Source organism: Bacillus arachidis (assembly GCF_030285945.1).
In the GTDB taxonomy this organism is placed as follows: Bacteria; Bacillota; Bacilli; order Bacillales; family Bacillaceae_G; genus Bacillus_A; species Bacillus_A arachidis.
This window is the reverse complement of record NZ_CP127376.1, coordinates 664,919-682,638: the sequence shown is the minus strand read 5'-3', so window position 1 is coordinate 682,638 and position 17,720 is coordinate 664,919. Positions and strand designations below refer to the sequence as shown.

Below are 17,720 nucleotides of genomic sequence, written 5' to 3'. Positions count from 1 at the left end.
TAGCTCTTAGCATTCAGATATATGCTAAGAGCTATTTTTTATTTATGCCTAGTGATATTTTCTTGCAGCCTATAACAATCATTTCCCTTCTATTTATATATATTACTTTTATTAAAACATCTGCTGAAACATTTTCATAGCAATAGCCAATATTACCGAAGTAGTAAATCCCCCTAAACAAATAAGACTCACTCCTTGACTATATGTTAAACCTTGAAATGCTTTCATCTCTTTCATCCTTTCGTTCGTTTATTTGATATCTTTATTTTACCCATGTAAGAAATTTTATAACATCGATTTCACTAACAACTGTCTTACAATATTGTAAGATTTCTACCTAATATAAATACAAATAAAAAAACATAAATCTTTTTTAGGATGTAGAGATCATCCAGCCATGCCTAGAAGCGATTGGCCCCTCTTCCTGCTCCATGCCAAGTGAAAACAAAAAGAAAAACAGACAACATTTCTGCCGTCTGTTACTTCACAATCATCACTGGACATCTCACTCGTTTAGCCACTTTATGACTGACACTACCAAGCACCATTTCTTGCAATGTATTTAATCCTCTGCTCCCTACTATAACAAGATCAATATCTCCTGTATTTACATATTGCACAAGTGTATTTCCTGGATCACCATGTAAAATCGTAATATTATAGGAGATCTCTTCTTGCTGTAATAAAGACTCAATTTCCTTTAATCTATCTTTTCTACTAGCTGAGATTGTCTCTATATCTGTTTGCCCCTGTATAATATCTGATTTTGCTGTTTTATTGTCTACAACATATACAACTTCAACATTTACTTCTTTACTAAATTTAGCAATATGTGCGGTATGTTTTGCTGCACGAAGCGCGTGTTCTGAACCATCACATGCTAGTATAATTTGCTTGTACATATGCTGGAGCCCCTTTCATCATCATACTCGTATTATAATATAAAAAGAACTCTTTCGGTTCTCCGAAAAAGTTCTTCCTATTTAACGAACAGCTTGTTTCGCCAATTTTATAACAAGTTCTGAACTGCGCTCATTTAATCCTGTGATCTTTACTTTTACACCATTTTGCTCATACTTCATTACAACTTTATCAACTGCTGCTACTGCTGAACCATCCCATACATGAGCCTGTGTAAAATCAATTTCTACTTCCTTTACATCTCCTTTAAATTGAAATGCATTTATGAATTCTGTAGTAGATGCAAAAAAGAGTTGGCCATGAATGGCATATATTTTTTTCTCACCAACATAAAAATGTTTCACGTGAATCTTTTTTGCCATATTAAATGCGAATAAAACTGCACTTATAACTGTACCAATCATAACACCAAGAGCTAGATTATGTGTAACGAGAACAATTGTAACTGTTACAATCATAACAAAGGCATCACCTTTCGGAACTTTATGAAGAGTAAATACAGAGTTCCAATCAAATGTCCCGATAGAAACCATAATCATAACTGCAACTAATGCTGCCATCGGGATATGGACAACATAGTCACCAAGAACAAACAGCAATACAATTAAAAATCCACCTGCTACGAATGTGGATAAGCGACCACGACCACCAGATTTAATATTAATAACAGATTGTCCAATCATTGCACACCCTGCCATTCCACCAAAGAAACCAGCAACAATATTAGAAATTCCTTGTCCACGTGCCTCTTTATGCTTATTACTTGTTGTATCTGTCATATCATCTAAAAGAGATGCCGTTAATAGTGACTCTAATAAACCAATAACAGCTAACATAATAGAATACGGTAAAATAATAGCTAATGTTTCTAACGTAAATGGCACATTCGGAATACTAAAAAACGGTAATTCAGTTGGTAAACTTCCCATATCACCAACTGTACGTAATTGTAAACCGCCCAATAGTGCAATACTTGTCACGACAATAATAGCAATAAGTGTAGAAGGCACTGCTGTTGTAATACGTGGAAATAGATAAATAATTGCGAGCCCTAAAGCTACTAACGCATACATTTGCCAATTCGTGCCTTGAAAATGAGGCAATTGTGCTGTAAAAACTAAAATCCCTAACGAATTCACAAATCCGCTCATGACAGAACGCGGAACAAATTTCATAAATGAGCTTAGTTTTAACACGCCAAAGATAATTTGTACAACACCGGTTAAAATTGTTGTAGCAAACAAATACTGTAATCCATAATCTTTTACAATCGTTATCATCAACAGTGCCATCGCACCTGTTGCAGCAGAAATCATTCCTGGTCTTCCGCCCACAAATGAAATTGTCACCGCGATACAAAAAGCAGCGTATAATCCAACCATTGGATCTACCCCTGCAATAACAGAAAAGGCAATTGCTTCAGGAATTAAAGCTAATGCAACAACAATCCCTGATAACACATCACCTTTCACATTAGAAAACCATTCATTTTTTATGGTTTGAAACAAAAGAACACTCCTCTAATTTTTTATTTTTGATTTTCTTCATAAGAAAATCGATCCGACTGCACGAAGGCTATTATATAATGAACGTCAGATTTTTTGCTATGAAAAAGTTTCCCAAATAAAAAAGCATTGCCTGACACAATGCTTTTTCTTTTAATGCCCACTATGCCCCTCGCCATTTTCTTGAACAATCTCTAATCTTTCATCTAATATCCCTTGTGTATCAAATGAAATATTCTCTATATTCCCTAATAAAAAACCTTGGTTATATGGCCCAAGCGTTGGATCATCTTTAAACTTCGGTTTTATCATCGCTAGTAAATCATATACTGGCTGCGTTACTTTACCATTCTCTAATAGAAGGACCGGTGCATGTTTCCCCATATGTGAAAACGGCGCACCAGCAATTGCTAAATCAGGTGTTTCTGTTGAAGTAAATGATACGCCATGTCCCGGCTTTTTAAATCCCCAACCAAATTTCGTTTTTTCATCTTTGAACTTTGCGAAGGCAATTGAATTCTCTGTCGGGGTTTCTCCACTAATACGGGTTACTTTGCCATGCTTACTCAATTGTTTTTCTACCTCTTTTGAAACAATTTTTTCTGGGCCTAACACATATATATTTACTTTTCCTTTTCTTGCTTTTAACGCCTCAATTGTAGCTTCGGGTACTTTATCTTTACCTACATATAAAAGAGGTTCAGGCATATGAGAAATCCAGTTCACGGCTGGAGTTGTATACAAACGCCCTTCTTCTTCAGACGAACCGACAATAACACTTTCCGGATACTTCCCTGTTATGTCTGCATATTCTTTATCAACATCTTTCGCAAACTTCGCTGGATCAGTCTCTTTTATCTGTTTTACTTTGTATTCTTTCAGTTGATCTAATACGGGAGATTCTACATCTCCCATCACCATAATTTGCGTTCCATCTTTTGTGCCAAGTGGATTTAACCGTTTTATTTCCTTTAATGTCGCTTCCGGAATACTTTCCTTATTCATAAATAAAATAGGTCCATTGTTTGGATGATGAATGAGATCCGCACTAGCAATTCCAAGTTGCCAATGATTAACTGGTACTAAAATTACCGCTCCCGGTTGATTCTCCTTATGAGTCGCTGGCCAAATTGTTTGTGATGTTAAGACTGCCATGTGAACAGAGTCATTTGTGTTTAATCGTGTGATATTTTTTAAGCTTGTTGTTAATAAATCACGAGATGCATCGGCATTCATTTCTTTCGGTGGCATCGCTTCACGATTCATTTCCTTTTGCTGATTATTTTTCTTCTCGTTTGCAGATTCGTGATTTTTATGCTCTGTATTTGCTTGCCCACACGCTGCAAGTCCAAATGCAGCAACTATTGTCATACTCAAAACTTGAGTTACCTTTTTCACTAAATCGCCTCCATATCTATCATTTTTCAAGCCTATATCCTTTACCAAAAATGGAAATTTCAACTATACGATAGCAAGCAATTCTGAAGAAATTATGCAGATGCATCATAATCTGCACCATTTCTTCATGATTTTGCTTTACACTTTTAGTAGTGAATACAAATACGGAGGATATTATATGATGGATATACTACTTGTAGATGATGAAACGCGTATGCTGGAATTAGTAGCACTTTATCTTACTCCTAGAGGATATAACTGCATTTGTGTCACTTCTGGACAAGAAGCCCTTTCCTATATAGAAAAACAAAATTTCAAGTTCATTCTTCTCGATATTATGATGCCGAAAATGGATGGATGGGAAACATGCAAAAGGATCCGTTCATTTAGTAACGTTCCTATTATTATGGTAACTGCACGCGATCAAACGATTGATGTTGTTCAAGGATTAAAAATTGGGGCTGATGATTATATAACGAAACCTTTTCAAGAAGAGGAATTATTAGCACGTATTGAAGCTGTATTACGGCGTAGTAATCAACATGAGCAACTACGCTATAAAGGAATTTTGTGGGATGAAGCGAGACACTTTATCTCCGTTTATGATCAAGAACTCCCCCTTACACCAATCGAATTTTCTTTACTTGGGTTATTTTTACATCACGTGAACTATGTATTAAGTCGCGATCAGCTTATTGAGCGGATTTGGGGGCTAGATACAAATACAGAGGATCGTACAGTAGATTCTCATATTCGTAATTTGCGTGATAAATTACGAAAGGCCAAATTCCCAATTGATGAACATTTAAAAACCGTGTATGGAATTGGCTATCGATGGATTGATATTGAAAATTAAGGAGTAACGCGATGAAACGGATCTCTGTTCAACTCGGATTTTATTTTTTAATTGTTACACTTTTAATTGAGAGCGTCTTATTTGTACTGCTCTATTACAGCCTTGTCAATACAAGAGTAAATGAGGAGATGACAGCATTATTAAAACGTGGAAATAGCCACCGAGATGTACTCGAAAAACATTTTGATTCGCAAACCATTTCTCATGTCGCGTTAATGGAGTCAGAAGCTGAGACAAAGGTTGTTATTACAAATGCTCGTAAAGAGATATTAGCAAATTCTAATGATATAGATTCCACTATAAAGAGGCACATTATTGGAATGATAGCAGATACGAACCATAACGGAACTATCGTGGAGAATCACTGGAAAACTTCTAACTATATATGCACAGTTAGTCCAATAATAATAGAAGGAAAAATGCAAGGTTATGTTTATATGTTTCTTGGCACAAGTTCCATTAAACAAATGATTGCAGGTCTTACAAAACAATTTCTTGTTGCTGGTGCTGTTACATTCATTTTAACAGTCATTACGATATTTCTTCTATCACGTCTGTTAACGAAGCCGCTCCTCCGTATGAAGCATGCTACTGAAAAAATGAGTCATGGTGATTTATCCGTCTCTTTAACTAGTACTCGAAATGATGAAATTGGCGAACTTGCCGTGTCTATCCAAACGCTCGCAAATGATTTACATTACATGAAAAAAGAACGCAGTGAATTTTTGGCAAGTGTCGCTCATGAACTAAGAACACCGCTAACTTATGTAAGAGGATATGCAGACATCGCCATGAAAAACGGTACATCTCCTGAGCAGCGTCAAAGGTATTTATCGATTATAAGAGACGAAGCTGATTCTATTACAAATTTAGTACAGGACTTGTTTTTACTTGCTCAAATGGAAAATCATAATTTTTCTATTCAGGCAAGGGAAGTACACTTGCAAACCTTCCTTTCTCGCATTGTTACAAAAGTGAATATGATGTATGGAGCGAAACATATCCACGTTTCTTCAACATGTTCTTCTTCACTTTCCATAGTTCTTGATGAACAAAGATTTGAACAAGTTATTGTCAATATTTTAAATAATGCTTATGCACATTCAGCTGAACATTCTCGAATTATAATTTCCGTTACAGAGCATAAAACACAAATTGAAATTGCCATACAAGATACAGGAGAAGGAATTCCAAAAGAAGATATTCCACACATTTTCGAACGATTTTATCGTGTTGATAAAGCAAGATCTCGTTCAACTGGTGGAACTGGATTAGGGCTTGCTATTGTTAAAGAGATAGTTGAACTACATGATGGAGAAATTACTGTCACAAGTGAAGTAAATCAAGGTTCTTGCTTTACTATTTCATTACCAACCAATATGTGAAAAAGCTTTAGACAACTTGATAAGGAAGATAGGTGGGGGACAGGTGACGCTTATAATAAAAAACAGAAGTCATTCGTAAAAATGACTTCTGTCGTTCAAAACTTTTTATTGAACTCTTCATGGGATACCTTTACTAAACGGCTGAATTCGTTTCATAATTTAAATTCCATCATTTGCAAATTCAAAAAAGTTTTTTTTTGCTAAAAACTCGAGTTTATCAACAATTTTTATTTATTTTTTAATAAATTGTTGCGTCCAAATATTTCCTTGTTTCACGTAACCAACACCTATATAAGTAAAATTCCTATTTAGAATATTCGCACGGTGCCCTGGACTGTGCATCCAAGCATCCATAACTCCTTCTGGTGTTTGTTGCCCTTTAGCGATATTTTCACCTGCTGCTGAATAAGAAATACCAAAACGTTTCATCATGTCAAATGGCGAATTATAAACTGGACTATTATGATCAAAATAATTATTTGTCAACATATCCTCTGATTTTAAACGTGCTACTTTACTAAGCTCTGTATCTATCTGCAATGGAGATAAGCCAACTTTCGCTCGTTCTACATTAACTAGCTCCACAACACGTTTTTCAAACGCATTTAGTACATGACCTTTATTCTCTTGTTTTTTAGCTTCTTCCTGCTTTCTAGCTTCTTCCTGCTTTCTAGCTTCTTCTTGCTTTCTAGCTTCTTCTTGCTTTCTAGCTTCTTCTTGCTTTCTAGCTTCTTCTTGCTTTCTAGCTTCTTCCTGCTTTCTAGCTTCTTCTTGCTTTCTAGCTTCTTCCTGCTTTCTAGCTTCGGTCTGCTTTTCGGCTTCCTCTTGCTTTCTAGCTTCGATCTGCTTTTCGGCTTCCTCTTGCTTTCTAGCTTCGATCTGCTTTTCGGCTTCCTCTTGCTTTCTAGCTTCGATCCGCTTTTCGGCTTCCTCTTGCTTTCTAGTTTCGATTTGCTTTTCGGCTTCCTCTTGCTTTCTAGCTTCGGTCTGCTTTTCGGCTTCCTCTTGCTTTCTAGCTTCGATCTGCTTTTCGGCTTCCTCTTGCTTTCTAGCCTCGGTCTGCTTTTCGGCTTCCTCTTGCTTTCTAGCTTCGATCGCTTTTCGGCTTCCTCTTGCTTTCTAGCTTCGGTCTGCTTTTCAGCTTCCTCTTGCTTTCTAGCTTCGATCTGCTTTTCGGCTTCCTCTTGCTTTCTAGCTTCGATCTGCTTTTCGGCTTCCTCTTGCTTTCTAGCTTCGGTCTGCTTTTCGGCTTCCTCTTGCTTTCTAGCTTCGGTCTGCTTTTCGGCTTCCTCTTGCTTTCTAGCTTCGATCTGCTTTTCGGCTTCCTCTTGCTTTCTAGCTTCGGTCTGCTTTTCGGCTTCCTCTTGCTTTCTAGCTTCGGTCTGCTTTTCGGCTTCCTCTTGCTTTCTAGCTTCGGTCTGCTTTTCGGCTTCCTCTTGCTTTCTAGCTTCGGTCTGCTTTTCGGCTTCCTCTTGCTTTCTAGCTTCGATCTGCTTTTCTTTTTCGTATGCCTCACTAACTTGTACTGGCTGTATTAAATTATTCATGTTGTTTAAAGTGTGATCATTGTCGCTGTCCTTTTTTCCTAACTTAACGAAAGTAGCTTCCTTGTGTACTTCAGTAGAAAAAATTTTTTCACTTGAATCTCTATAATTCTTATTTTGAGGTAAATCACTAGCATGATCTATCTCAATTGGTTGTTTCGAAATATTACCTTCATCTTCTGAATTCGAGAGCTTCTCTTTTAGTGATTGATCAGAAACATTATTTGTAACTTTTACGTTGGAAAAATCGCTCTTACTGGATTTTTCAGAATTTTTATCCTCACGTACATCCGCTACATGATTATTAGACTTATTCGAATTTGTTTTCTTGTTTTGAAAACTAACGCATATGAATATTGCAACCAGCACAACAGTTAGCAAGAATATTAAGCGTTTTTGTTGTTTATTTTCTGTCATAAACTACTCCCAACGCTCAAATTTGAGCTTTCCTTTTTGTGCACAATATTTACCTTAATAAAATCGTCAAAAAAAGTCTAGCATTTTCAAAAAGAAAGAAAACATACGTGATTCCACTAAAAATAAAGTGAAACTTTAATCAGTCGAGGTCTTACTGTCCGCGAATAGCGAGATAAATATGTATATAAATGTGATTTCAGTTCTTTTCAAAAAAGAAAGTTTTCCACCAAGATTTCTTTTTTGATTTTGCTATTTCTCTTTTTACATTTTGCATCTCTCTAAGTAACTGTGTTAATGTACGATCTCTTTCTTCTATTGCGATACGTTCTTTTTGTTCTAAATGCTCATTTAATTTTTGATGTAGCTTACTTATCTCTTTACTTTGCTCCCGAATCATTGTCATAAGATTTTGATGAACATTATTTTCTTTTTCTAAATGCTTATGTATTCCTAATAATAGAGGGTCCTCATTACATGTACTCTCTTTGACTACCATCGCCGTGGAATTGCTACAAACTTTGTTCAAAATCCCTTTAATTTCTTCTTTATTCTTTCCTTGTTTATAGCATTGTCTAACCTCTTGTAGTGTAGAAATACATGTTTCATGAAATATATAAACGCCTTCTTCGTTACGCATATTTAAATATGACTGATAATCTTCTACATAGCGCTTTACCGTTTGAATAGGTATAGATGTATTTCGAGAAATTTCTCGAAGTGTAAACCATTTCCCCATGCCTTCTCACCTTTTCAATTAATTTATTACACTAAGATAAAAATAGATTATATCATTTATTCATAATGTTAGTAATAAACTAATGAAGGTGTTGTAAAACTATATATACAAGTAAAAAAACGTAAACGTCAAGTAACTCCAAAATATACAATAAAGGTTGATTTTAGAGTTACTTGACGTTTACTTCACTTTATACGATCTTATTCTCAATTTCTTCTGACTTTACATACCACTCACAAAAGTTCATTCACCCATTAACTCAACTGTTTCCGTAATTTTTATACTATCCTTCACAGATTGAGCAATCGTACAATTCTTCACCGCAAGCTCTAACACTTTCTCTAACTGTATCTGTGTAATCCCTTCTGCTTTTACTTTATAGTGCAAATGAACACTTTCTACCGGTCTTGATAAAACTTCACTTCTTCCGATTTCAGTTTCAATTGTAAACGTATCATATGTAATACGCTTCTTTTCTAGAATTGTCCGAAATACAATTGCACTGCACCCTGCAATAGAAGAAACTAGTAATTCTAACGGTGTATATCCACTTTCTTTTCCAATAGACAATTGACCATGTGAAAGTTCCGCCTCAATATCATCATGCTTGATTGTTAGTTTCATACGTTGTGCCCATCTCCACTTTCGTAATTTGCTGTCGCTTCTTACTCATATAATAATACACGTAGCAGAAAATGATAAATGGAATACCACAATATAATGCCATGCGCTGTTCTGGAATAAACGCTAAACTAATCACAACAATACTATTTGTAATTAACGCTAAAATTGGGACAATTGGATATAGCGGTGTTCTATATTTTAAGTCCTCTAATTTCCCGCCACCCTTTACGTACTGGCTTCTAAAGCGAAGTTGTGACAATGCAATGATAATCCAACTTGCAACTGCAGATAAACCAGCAACAGATAATAAGTACATATATACTGTATCCTCTGCCAAAAAGCTCGTTAGTAAAGATAGTGCCGCTACCGCAATTGTAACTACTAATGCCATAATCGGAATACCGCGTTTATTTACCTTTTTGAAGGAAGTTGGTGCCATCCCTTCATTTGCAAGTGACCATAGTATACGCGTTGCTGCATATAATCCTGAATTTGCTACAGACAATAAAGCAGTGATAATAACAAAGTTCATAATATCTGCTGCATATGGAATGCCGATCTTATCAAATACAACAACGAATGGGCTTTCAATAACCCCTGCATCTTTCCATGAAATTAAACCTACTAAAATCGTCATCGTTAAAATAAAGAACAACATAATGCGCCATACTGTATTACGAATTGCACGTGGAATTGTTTTTTCTGGTTCTTGACTCTCCCCTGCTGCAATCCCAATTAACTCTGTACCTTGGAACGAGAAGTTAACTGTAATCATAGTAAGAAGTACCGCTGCAAGTCCATTTGGGAACAATCCGCCATCACTCACAAAGTTAGAAAAAAGAGGTGCTGCTTCTTTTCCGTCATATGGCAAGAAACCAAATAACGCACTACCACCAAGAACAATAAATGCAATAATTGTAATAACTTTAATACTGGAGAACCAAAATTCTAATTCCGCATAACTCTTTGCTGAAATAGCATTGGCCATATATAAAATAACTCCAAATACAAGACACCATACCCAAACATCTACATTTGGAAACCATCTTTTCATCATTAAACCGATTGATGTCAGCTCTAAGCCAACTGTAACTGCCCATCCAAGCCAGTAAAGCCATCCAATCATAAATCCTGTCCCCGGGCCGATAAACTTCGTCGCATATTTCTGGAAAGAACCAGAAACTGGCATCGCTACTGTTAGCTCACCGAGGCAAAGCATTGTTAAATACATAATAAATCCACCGACTAAATAAGAAAGAATTGCTCCTCCTGGTCCTGCTTGGTTAATAGTATAGCCTGATCCAAGAAAAAAACCTGTTCCGATTACCCCTCCAAGTGCAATCATAAATAAATGTCTACTCTTCATCGTGCGATGTAATTTCTCGTTCGTTGTTTGCTGCATCGTAATCCTCCCCTATAACTACCCTCTATCTCTTTTTAAAATTTTCTGATAACAAAAATATACACGAAAGCGGTTACAATTTCTATATAAAATTAAAACTTTTCTGATAAAATATATATTTTTTTATCTAAATTATAATTACACCCATAAAAAAAAACAAATATCTTCCAAATCATAGCTCCTATACTATGTAAAAAATAAAAAACTCTTACATCTCATTTCATGTAAGAGTTAACGACTTTCTAATTTTCTAGATACAATTGATAAACTGTAATTGACAACAAAATACATAAACGCAACAAGTATTAATGTAGGAATCATATAATTTACGTTCTGTCCATTTATAATTTGGGCGTTATGCATAAGTTCTGGTAATGAGATCACAACCGCTAGTGATGTATCTTTTAATAAAGAGATAAATTGACTAACGAGCGGTGGTACCATACGTCGCAAAGCTTGTGGCAAAATAATATACCAAAGTGTTTGTACGTATGATAATCCAGAGGCACGTGCTGCTTCAATTTGTCCTTTTTCAATCGATAATAAACCGCTTCGTACAATTTCTGATATCATCGCTGCTTCAAATATTGTTAAAGCAACAATGGCTGCCGTTTTAATCTCTAATTTCAGTCCAGCTTCTGGAAGTGCAAAATACGTAAAGAAGATGATTAAAAGTAATGGTAAATTACGAATGATTTCAACGATAAATCCTAATAAATGTGATACGACTGGGATTCTTGTATATCGTAAAGTCCCTACTACACTACCAATAATAAAACTAAGCAAAATTGCTACAACAGCTATTTCTAACGTAACAAGTAGTCCTTTTAATAAAAATAAGACATGATCGCCTGTATAAGCACCTCGAAAATCCATTTACACCGCTCCTTTCGCTAAGCGTTTCTCAAAGTAACGCACAAGCATACTAAGCGGTACAGTCAATAGTAAATAAAACATACCAACAAATATATATACATCGAATGTAACAAATGTTCTTGTTGAAATTAAATCCCCTTGATACATCAAATCTGCTCCGGCAATAATGCCAAGGATAGATGAGTTCTTTACTAAATTGAGAAACTGATTACCTAATGGTGGAATTACTATTTTAATAGCTTGTGGTAAAACGACATAATACATCGCTTGCACGTACGTTAAGCCCGAAGAACGCGCTGCTTCCATCTGTCCTTTGGGAACTGACAAGATTCCAGCTCGAATTGCTTCTGCAATAAATGCTGCTGTATAGATTGTAAGTGCGGCCGTCCCAGCAATAAACCCATTTAATGTAACACCCATTACTGGAAAAGCAAAATAAAATACAAATGCAATTAAAACAAGTGGAATATTCCGAATGAATTCTACATAAGCTGCGCCAAACCAATTCAAAACTCGAATGGGTGCAATTCGCATCACTGCCATAATCGTACCGAGAATAAAACTCCCAATCAGTGCAACAATGCTAGACATCACTGTATATTTAAATCCTTCTAAATACAAATCAAGATTGTTTGTAAGAATAGAAAAATCAGGCAAATGCTCCCCCCTCTTTCTTTACAAGAAGAGGATGAGTATCTCTCATCCTCTTACTCTTTCTATACTTTACTTCTCTGGTTTTTCACCAATCCATTTTTCATATAATTTATCGTATTCACCGTTCGCTTTCATCTCTTTTAACAAATCATTAATTACCTTTGTTAAATCAGTTGCTCCTTTTTGAACAGCAATTCCATACGGTTCATCCGTGAAAATCTTTCCAACAACTTGATAATTTGCATCTTGTTTTGCCATGCCGTATAAAATAGCGTTATCCGTTGTAAGGACATCCCCTTTTCCTGCTTTTAATGCTGTAAATGCCTCACTATAATTTTCAAATTCTAGTACTTTTGCCTCTGGGGACTTTTTACGAATATTTTGCGTAGAAGTTGATCCTTTTACCGCCAATACTGTCACACCACTTTTCACATCATCAATACTCTTAATCTTGCTTCCTTTTTTTACAAGTAATGACTGCCCTGCTTTAAAATATACATCTGAAAAATCAACTTCTTTTTTACGCTCTTCTGTAATTGTCATCGTTGCGATAATCGCATCAATATCACCGTTTTTCAACATTGGAATACGCGTTTTAGAAGTTACCTCTTTTAATTCTAATTTACTCTCGTCTCCGAGAATTTTTTTCGCAAGCGCTTTTGCTACATCAACATCAAATCCTTCTACCTTCCCTGTTGCAGGATCTTTTAATCCAAATAAGTTTGTATCATTCTTAACCCCAACTACTAATTTCCCACGCTTTTTAATTTGATCTACCACTTTTCCGCCTGAAGTTTCTTTAGAAACTTCTTTGGACGTTTCCTTCTTACTCCCGCAACCTGCTATGATAAGAGCAAATAAGCATGAAAATACAATTAAAACGAACAGTTTCTTCATTTTAAACATAAAACCCCTCCTCTAATGATTTAACACCCGGCTTAAAAACAATCGTGCTCTTTCTTGCTTTGGATTTGCAAAGAAGTCTACTGGCTTTGTATCTTCAATGATTTGCCCTTCATCCATGAATATAATGCGGTCTGCTACTTCACGTGCAAATCCCATTTCATGAGTGACGACAACCATCGTCATCCCTTCCTTTGCTAGGGTTTTCATTACATCAAGCACTTCTCCAATCATTTCTGGATCAAGTGCAGAAGTTGGCTCATCGAATAACATGATTTCTGGTTTCATCGCTAATCCCCTTGCAATCGCTACCCGTTGCTGTTGTCCACCAGATAATTGCTGCGGATACACATTCGCTTTCTCTGGAATTCCCACTTTTTCTAAATAATACATTGCTGTTTTTTCCGCTTCTTCTTTTGAAGTCTTATTCACTTTTATTGGTGCAAGTGTAATATTTTGGAGCACTGTTTTGTGTGGATATAAATAAAAATGTTGAAACACCATTCCAATATTCCGGCGTAACTCATTCATATCTGTTTTCGGATTATGTACTTCAACATCTTGTACTACTAAGTCTCCTTCTGTAATTGTTTCCAATTGGTTAATGCAGCGAAGTAATGTACTTTTTCCAGATCCCGATGGCCCTACGATTACAACTACTTCTCCTTTTTGGACTTGTAAATTAATATTTTTCAAAACTTGAAAGTTACCATAAAACTTGTTTACATTACGAAAAGCAATCAATCTTTTTCCCCCTTTCTGACCCAATTATTAATAAAGTGAAGCTTACCTGATTCAAATTTTATTCGGCCATGCAAATAGAAATTCCCATTATTTGAACAATAACGGACAGATACACTCCACTTTATTGTTTTGCAAATACTCTATTATGACACTTCTTCTTTCTTATCTTTTCCGTATTCGTGTTCCCAGAAATCAGCATTTTTGATTCCTAGCTCCTTTGGGTCAAATACAGGATCTTTTCCTTCTTTTTTCTGTTTTTCATAGTCTTTCAGTGCTAGCAGTGCCGGTTTTTGTAAAAGTATGATTGCAATGATATTGACCCATGCCATAATCCCTACACCGATATCTCCAAGCGCCCAAGCTGTTGCTGCTGTTTTGACACAGCCGTAGAATACAACACCTAAGAAAACAATTTTTAAAACAAGTGACATCCATGGACGATCCTTATCACGATTTAAATAGGCAATATTCGTTTCTGCAATGTAGTAATACGCCATAATCGTTGTAAAAGCAAAGAATAATAGAGAAATTGCAACAAATCCATTTCCAAATCCAGGAAACGCAGATTCTACTGCAGCTTGTGTATATCCAGGACCTGGTTCTGCACCATTCAGTTTATTCACAATGAAATTTTTTCCGCTTGCATCAAATACGTTATACATGCCTGTAATAATCATCATAAATGCTGTTGCTGAACAAACGAATAATGTATCAATGTAAACGGAAAAAGCTTGCACAAGGCCTTGCTTTGCTGGATGAGATACTTCAGCAGCTGCAGCCGCATGTGCCCCAGTTCCTTGACCAGCTTCATTCGAATAAATACCACGTTTTACTCCCCAAGAAATCGCTAAACCAATAATTCCTCCAAACGCAGCTTCTAAGGCAAATGCACTTTTTAAAATCAACATGAATGCTTCTGGCAACTTTTCGATATTCATAGCTACAATTACACAAGCAACAAGAATATATCCAGCTGCCATAAACGGTACAACAACTTGAGCTACATTAACAATTCGCTTAACTCCACCAAAAATAATAAGTGCTAATACAACAACTAATACTGCTCCTGAAACAGATGTATTAATACCAAAAGCTGTTTCTAAACTCAAAGCAATACTATTTGCTTGAACACCTGGAAGTAGCATCCCTGTTGCAAGAATTGTAGCAGCGACAAACACAAGTGCATACCACTTAACCCCTAAGCCTTTTTCAATGTAATAAGCTGGACCACCACGAAATTGCCCTTGATGCTTCGTTTTATATATTTGAGCAAGTGTTGATTCCACATAAGCAGAGCCTGCCCCTAAAAACGCCACAGCCCACATCCAAAAGACAGCCCCTGGACCACCAAAAGCAATCGCTGTTGCTACACCAGCAATATTCCCCGTTCCAACGCGCCCTGATAGAGAAAGTGCTAACGCTTGGAAAGAAGAGACACCCGCTTCCGATTTTTCTCCTTGAAATGTCAGTCTTACCATTTCACCTGCATGCCTAACTTGTAAAAATCTCGTTCGTATTGAAAAATATAAACCTACTCCTAAACATAAATAAACAAGTGCGGGACTCCATACAATATTATTTAGCCAAGTAACAAAGGACTCCAATCCATTCCCCCTCCTTTTCTTTTATAAAGAATATTCAGAATATATAAAAATTATAAATGTATCTATAGTCTATGACAATATTATTTTGATAAAACAAACATATTTTTGTATAAAAAAACAAAGTATATATTCGATATATATACTTTGTTACGTTACATGTGTATTATATATTCACAATGGCTTCCTGCTTTATAATCCTTACATAAAGCGCTTCTGCTAGTTCTTGGAAATATACTGGCATTTCTTTTCCTTTGAATTTTTTCTGAATCGTACCATATAAACCGATATCACGAAGACGTAAAAATAGTGGTAGTGATTCATACCAATTTTCTTCTAATTGATGTTCCAATTCATATCCTTTTCTTAATACTTGTAATTGTTTACATACAAACAATGTTTTCTCTTGTTCAGTCCATGCATTTGAAAGAACAGAATAATAAATAACCATCGCTAAATCATGAATAAAATAATTATACGTTGCATCATCAAAATCAAAAATCGTCAATTCTTTCCCATCATAATGGAAATTCCCTTGATGAATATCACCGTGCATAAGTCCAAAAGTTCCCTTTTCTATCGGAAGCATCTTTATCTTATCAATTAATGCATATGCAATCTTTTTTACTTGTCTATCTTCTAGCTCATTAATAATCGCTTTCTCCTCTACTTCCCAGGTATCACGATATTCCGTTTTTGGATAATCAATTGTAAGACGATGCAGTTGACCAATCGCTTTTCCCCATGCTTCAAAAAAATCATCGCCCCAATACACTGAGGTTTCTCCTTTTACTCTCTCTCCTTTGGCATATGTAAAAAGAGAAGTATAAAAGATAGTTCCATCTGCTGCTTGTATCCCTTCTACAAGTTTTTTAGATATTGAACAATGTGGCGCAGCAACCTTAGCTCCGTTCTCTGCAAGATACCGTAAAAAGTCTAACTCTGCTTCCACCTGTTTTTTAGATCGGTGAGAAGAGTGCGTTAATCTTAATACGTAAGATTCCCCGCTTTCATGCTTTGCATGAAAAATATAGTTTTCAAAATCACCAAGTGGTGTTTCTTCCACTGTAACGTTAAATCGTCTTGCAGCTTCCTCCAAAATTTCAGTTGTAAAAACTCTCTCTACAGCTATTTCCATATGTATTCCCCCTTTATGTATCCTTATATTTAATTCGATAGGAATATGAAAAAATACTGCTATGATGATTAAAAAACTCAAACTCTATCTGACAACAAAAAACAGATTGATTTATCAAATCAATCTGTACAATATTTGAAAGAAATTATCCAAAAAATGTTTAAATTATAGCTAAAGATATAACGCTATCATCTTATCCTTGTATAAGTACGAGAATCTTTATATTTACTTATCCTCACCTTCTGTCTGCATTGAGTTGAATGTCCAGTTCAATTTCAATGCATCTCCTTGGAACGTATTTTGATCTTCACCGTTATCTACAAATGTGAACATGACATAGAATGTGTCATCATCACCAGGAGCAAGTCCATCTCCTTCTCGATCTACAACACCTTTTTGCACAAGGTCAAGAACATTTCCATTTTGCGTAGCTTTCTTCAGCTCAGACAATGTAGTAGACCATACAGGCACTGTATTTTTGTCCAAGTTCCATAAGAAATCGACGCGGATGTGATCACCAAAATCAGCAGTGCCATTATCACCTTTACCATCTAATACAGTATAATCAGTAAGAAGCTTCACGTCTCCTATCTTTAAAGTACCTTTATTGACCAGTTGAAATCCGCGCTCCATCTCATCACCCGGTTTAATATTGTCAATGTCGATAACAACATTAGGATCAACGCTTAAGTCTAAAGTACCTGCTGCAAACGTATTATTTGATACTTCTTTATCACTGAAATACGCGTACGTTCCTCCCCCAATTAAAAATAAACCAAGAGCTGCAGTCACAGTACTCATACCAAGTTTTTTCTTAAGACCCATTTCAACAATCCCCCTATTTTTAAAGTTCAAATCCCATAAAAAATCTGTGTCACTATAAAAATATTTTCATAAGAACCGGTAATGTTAACCTGAAGCATGACCGGCTCTTATTGATTAAAAAAGTTCTCTTTAGTCTATCTGTTATCAATAAGGAAAACAGCCCCAATTGATTCTATGGTATTTGTGTAAGC

General features: G+C 35.8%; 17 protein-coding genes and 1 pseudogene. 2 read left to right on the top strand and 16 right to left on the bottom strand.

The genetic code is table 11. The annotated features are described in order from the left end of the window. Window positions 1-111 precede the first annotated feature (111 nt). The 4 genes from QRY57_RS05090 to QRY57_RS05075 all read right to left on the bottom strand — a co-directional run bounded on the left by QRY57_RS05090 (window position 112) and on the right by QRY57_RS05075 (window position 3,797). Window positions 112-228 (bottom strand): DUF4027 family protein, encoded by a 117-nt coding sequence (locus tag QRY57_RS05090; RefSeq protein WP_081811076.1) that lies wholly within the window; start codon window positions 226-228, stop codon window positions 112-114. A 251-nt stretch (window positions 229-479) separates the two neighbouring features. Beyond that, on the bottom strand, window positions 480-902 hold the full coding sequence (locus QRY57_RS05085) for a universal stress protein (RefSeq protein ID WP_026592926.1): 423 nt from the start codon (window positions 900-902) through the stop codon (window positions 480-482). 81 nt (window positions 903-983) lie between these two features. After that, a complete protein-coding gene (locus QRY57_RS05080) occupies window positions 984-2,429 on the bottom strand; it encodes a SulP family inorganic anion transporter (RefSeq protein WP_286016810.1) in 1,446 nt (481 codons plus the stop codon). Window positions 2,430-2,579: 150 nt separating this feature from the next. Then, window positions 2,580-3,797, bottom strand: coding sequence for a cell wall-binding repeat-containing protein (locus QRY57_RS05075; protein WP_432804075.1), 1,218 nt, complete (start codon window positions 3,795-3,797; stop codon window positions 2,580-2,582). A gap of 154 nt (window positions 3,798-3,951) precedes the next feature. Here QRY57_RS05075 and QRY57_RS05070 point away from each other — a divergent pair, with 154 nt between their 5' ends. Next, window positions 3,952-4,680, top strand: a complete 729-nt coding sequence (locus QRY57_RS05070) for a response regulator transcription factor (RefSeq protein ID WP_286017806.1) — start codon at window positions 3,952-3,954, stop codon at window positions 4,678-4,680. An 11-nt stretch (window positions 4,681-4,691) separates the two neighbouring features. Beyond that, window positions 4,692-6,065 carry a sensor histidine kinase gene (locus QRY57_RS05065; protein WP_286016808.1) on the top strand — a complete coding sequence of 458 codons (1,374 nt, stop codon included), beginning with the start codon at window positions 4,692-4,694 and terminating at the stop codon, window positions 6,063-6,065. A 231-nt stretch (window positions 6,066-6,296) separates the two neighbouring features. On the opposite strand, the pseudogene QRY57_RS05060 reads toward QRY57_RS05065, so the two are convergent. The 12 genes and pseudogenes from QRY57_RS05060 to QRY57_RS05005 form a co-directional block, all read right to left on the bottom strand. Further along, window positions 6,297-6,674: pseudogene (locus QRY57_RS05060) on the bottom strand (CAP domain-containing protein); the annotation flags it as partial. Further along, window positions 6,671-8,026: a hypothetical protein gene (locus QRY57_RS05055; protein WP_286016807.1), complete on the bottom strand. Its 1,356-nt coding sequence runs from the start codon at window positions 8,024-8,026 to the stop codon at window positions 6,671-6,673. The gene QRY57_RS05055 and the pseudogene QRY57_RS05060, both read right to left, overlap by 4 nt. A 196-nt stretch (window positions 8,027-8,222) precedes the next feature. Further along, window positions 8,223-8,762: a DUF3967 domain-containing protein gene (locus QRY57_RS05050; protein WP_286016806.1), complete on the bottom strand. Its 540-nt coding sequence runs from the start codon at window positions 8,760-8,762 to the stop codon at window positions 8,223-8,225. Between the two features lie 243 nt (window positions 8,763-9,005). After that, entirely contained in the window at window positions 9,006-9,386 is a 381-nt protein-coding gene (locus tag QRY57_RS05045; RefSeq protein ID WP_286016805.1) for an OsmC family protein, read from the bottom strand. Then, window positions 9,364-10,788: an amino acid permease gene (locus tag QRY57_RS05040; RefSeq protein WP_090692852.1), complete on the bottom strand. Its 1,425-nt coding sequence runs from the start codon at window positions 10,786-10,788 to the stop codon at window positions 9,364-9,366. Before QRY57_RS05040 ends, QRY57_RS05045 begins: the two co-directional genes overlap by 23 nt. 231 nt (window positions 10,789-11,019) lie before the next feature. Next, on the bottom strand, window positions 11,020-11,664 hold the full coding sequence (locus QRY57_RS05035; protein WP_286016804.1) for an amino acid ABC transporter permease: 645 nt from the start codon (window positions 11,662-11,664) through the stop codon (window positions 11,020-11,022). Beyond that, window positions 11,665-12,321, bottom strand: a complete 657-nt coding sequence (locus QRY57_RS05030; RefSeq protein WP_026593896.1) for an amino acid ABC transporter permease — start codon at window positions 12,319-12,321, stop codon at window positions 11,665-11,667. A gap of 66 nt (window positions 12,322-12,387) precedes the next feature. Further along, complete coding sequence (locus QRY57_RS05025) at window positions 12,388-13,224, bottom strand: glutamate ABC transporter substrate-binding protein (RefSeq protein ID WP_026593897.1); 837 nt, start codon at window positions 13,222-13,224, stop codon at window positions 12,388-12,390. Between the two features lie 12 nt (window positions 13,225-13,236). After that, complete coding sequence (locus tag QRY57_RS05020) at window positions 13,237-13,965, bottom strand: amino acid ABC transporter ATP-binding protein (RefSeq protein ID WP_026593898.1); 729 nt, start codon at window positions 13,963-13,965, stop codon at window positions 13,237-13,239. Window positions 13,966-14,108: 143 nt separating this feature from the next. Continuing rightward, complete coding sequence (locus QRY57_RS05015) at window positions 14,109-15,569, bottom strand: alanine/glycine:cation symporter family protein (RefSeq protein WP_286016803.1); 1,461 nt, start codon at window positions 15,567-15,569, stop codon at window positions 14,109-14,111. Between the two features lie 163 nt (window positions 15,570-15,732). Continuing rightward, on the bottom strand, window positions 15,733-16,704 hold the full coding sequence (locus QRY57_RS05010; protein WP_286016802.1) for a phosphotransferase enzyme family protein: 972 nt from the start codon (window positions 16,702-16,704) through the stop codon (window positions 15,733-15,735). A gap of 225 nt (window positions 16,705-16,929) precedes the next feature. Next, window positions 16,930-17,529 (bottom strand): TasA family protein, encoded by a 600-nt coding sequence (locus QRY57_RS05005; RefSeq protein ID WP_286016801.1) that lies wholly within the window; start codon window positions 17,527-17,529, stop codon window positions 16,930-16,932. Window positions 17,530-17,720: the final 191 nt, after the last annotated feature.

What these genes read in the sequence shown, in the direction of transcription:
- QRY57_RS05090 (WP_081811076.1), bottom strand. Translation starts at nt 228, where the DNA reads ATGAAAGCATTTCAAGGTTTAACATATAGTCAAGGAGTGAGTCTTATT.
- QRY57_RS05085 (WP_026592926.1), bottom strand. Translation starts at nt 902, where the DNA reads ATGTACAAGCAAATTATACTAGCATGTGATGGTTCAGAACACGCGCTT.
- QRY57_RS05075 (WP_432804075.1), bottom strand. Translation starts at nt 3,797, where the DNA reads ATGACAATAGTTGCTGCATTTGGACTTGCAGCGTGTGGGCAAGCAAAT.
- QRY57_RS05070 (WP_286017806.1), top strand. Translation starts at nt 3,952, where the DNA reads ATGATTTTGCTTTACACTTTTAGTAGTGAATACAAATACGGAGGATAT.
- QRY57_RS05065 (WP_286016808.1), top strand. Translation starts at nt 4,692, where the DNA reads ATGAAACGGATCTCTGTTCAACTCGGATTTTATTTTTTAATTGTTACA.
- QRY57_RS05055 (WP_286016807.1), bottom strand. Translation starts at nt 8,026, where the DNA reads ATGACAGAAAATAAACAACAAAAACGCTTAATATTCTTGCTAACTGTT.
- QRY57_RS05050 (WP_286016806.1), bottom strand. Translation starts at nt 8,762, where the DNA reads ATGGGGAAATGGTTTACACTTCGAGAAATTTCTCGAAATACATCTATA.
- QRY57_RS05045 (WP_286016805.1), bottom strand. Translation starts at nt 9,386, where the DNA reads ATGAAACTAACAATCAAGCATGATGATATTGAGGCGGAACTTTCACAT.
- QRY57_RS05040 (WP_090692852.1), bottom strand. Translation starts at nt 10,788, where the DNA reads ATGCAGCAAACAACGAACGAGAAATTACATCGCACGATGAAGAGTAGA.
- QRY57_RS05035 (WP_286016804.1), bottom strand. Translation starts at nt 11,664, where the DNA reads ATGGATTTTCGAGGTGCTTATACAGGCGATCATGTCTTATTTTTATTA.
- QRY57_RS05025 (WP_026593897.1), bottom strand. Translation starts at nt 13,224, where the DNA reads ATGTTTAAAATGAAGAAACTGTTCGTTTTAATTGTATTTTCATGCTTA.
- QRY57_RS05010 (WP_286016802.1), bottom strand. Translation starts at nt 16,704, where the DNA reads ATGGAAATAGCTGTAGAGAGAGTTTTTACAACTGAAATTTTGGAGGAA.
- QRY57_RS05005 (WP_286016801.1), bottom strand. Translation starts at nt 17,529, where the DNA reads ATGGGTCTTAAGAAAAAACTTGGTATGAGTACTGTGACTGCAGCTCTT.